1 protein-coding gene and 1 tRNA gene are annotated in these 1241 nt (G+C 54.2%); one reads left to right on the forward strand and one right to left on the reverse strand.

The features are described from left to right. Positions 1–191: 191 nt before the first annotated feature. Positions 192–267, forward strand: a tRNA-Asn gene (locus CKO23_RS24760). 523 nt (positions 268–790) lie between these two features. Here CKO23_RS24760 and CKO23_RS24765 read toward each other — a convergent pair. Then, on the reverse strand, positions 791–1111 hold the full coding sequence (locus tag CKO23_RS24765) for a hypothetical protein (protein ID WP_200336199.1): 321 nt from the start codon (positions 1109–1111) through the stop codon (positions 791–793). Between the last annotated feature and the right edge of the window lie 130 nt (positions 1112–1241).

Genomic DNA, 1241 nt, shown 5'->3' on the forward strand with positions numbered 1-1241 from the left:
GCGCACTTGTTGTAGGAGGCTCAACAGGACGCAATATGTTGCCTCTCCTGGCGTCCGTCCAAGCTACCGCCCCGTTTCATGGTCCGGGGTGGCGCTCCGCCATGTGCGTTAGAACGGATTCGCCGTGCCCGGAGCCTCGCGCACTATTGACTCGGAAAGTTTTAGCGGCTAAATTACTCCGCTCACAACATTCCCTGGTAGCTCAGTCGGTAGAGCGGGTGACTGTTAATCACTAGGTCGGCGGTTCGAGCCCGTCCCAGGGAGCCAAAAACGTGAAGGAAATCCTCGTCTTCTTGCGGAGATGGGGATTTTTTTGCCCGCTAGTCTCGATCTCTCCTCAGTGTCCCTATCGAACCGTTGGTCACTCTTGGTCGATGGTTTGCTCCTGTTCCAGAAAATCAATACGAAAAAATCCTCGTCCTGTTTCCGGCGACAGGGATTGTTTGCCTTATGTTCACGGCTCTCCGGTATTTCATGGGGCGGTGTTTCTTTTGATATCAATATGTTGCCGGGCGGGTTGTGCGGCTACTTGCGCTGGAGCCAGGGCCGAAACTGCCAACGCCCATCCAGCTTTCAAAGAGTTACCGTTTGATGTGCTTTTTCAATGCGTGTAAATCTTTAAAAATCAGTAGGTTATAATTTTCGCGCTCAGCCCTATTTTTGACTTTCGTGTACGCCAAAAATATCAATCAAGTATTTGTTTTGGAAGATATTTGCTTACCCCATGAGATCCTGGAGAGCCATGTTCACTGGCTCTAATTTCAGGACAATAAATCCATGGCTGTGAAAGTCACGATACGTGATCGATCATCGGATGCCGTTCCCCCCGCTTCAGGGAGGGCGTCTTGGGCTGTTGACGCTGCGCGAGCAAGCGCGCGACGGACACATGCGGCTTTTTCGGATCATGGGTGCGCGTTGGAGGCGTGTGCTTCGGACCACGTGGATGCTTGCGGTACTTGCGCAACTGCACCTGTTGCGCGGTGGCGAGCAACCAGGCGGCCATCGCCTCGGGCGTGAACGTTTGAAACACGGCCCATTCCTCGGGCGTGATCAGGGTTTTGAGGCACGCGTCCACGCACGCCATTTCGTTAACGAGATCTGGGGTCTCCACTTAACCGGAGTAAACTCCAAGGGTGACTTACCCTCATGCTGGCGTTGATTATCCGCGGACTGCGGGCGAGTTCCAGTCCTGGTTTCGCACCGATGCGGACTGCCTCGACTACCTGGAGTGGCTCCGGTGG

Source organism: Thiocystis violacea (assembly GCF_016583565.1).
Lineage (GTDB): Bacteria > Pseudomonadota > Gammaproteobacteria > Chromatiales > Chromatiaceae > Thiorhodococcus > Thiorhodococcus violaceus_A.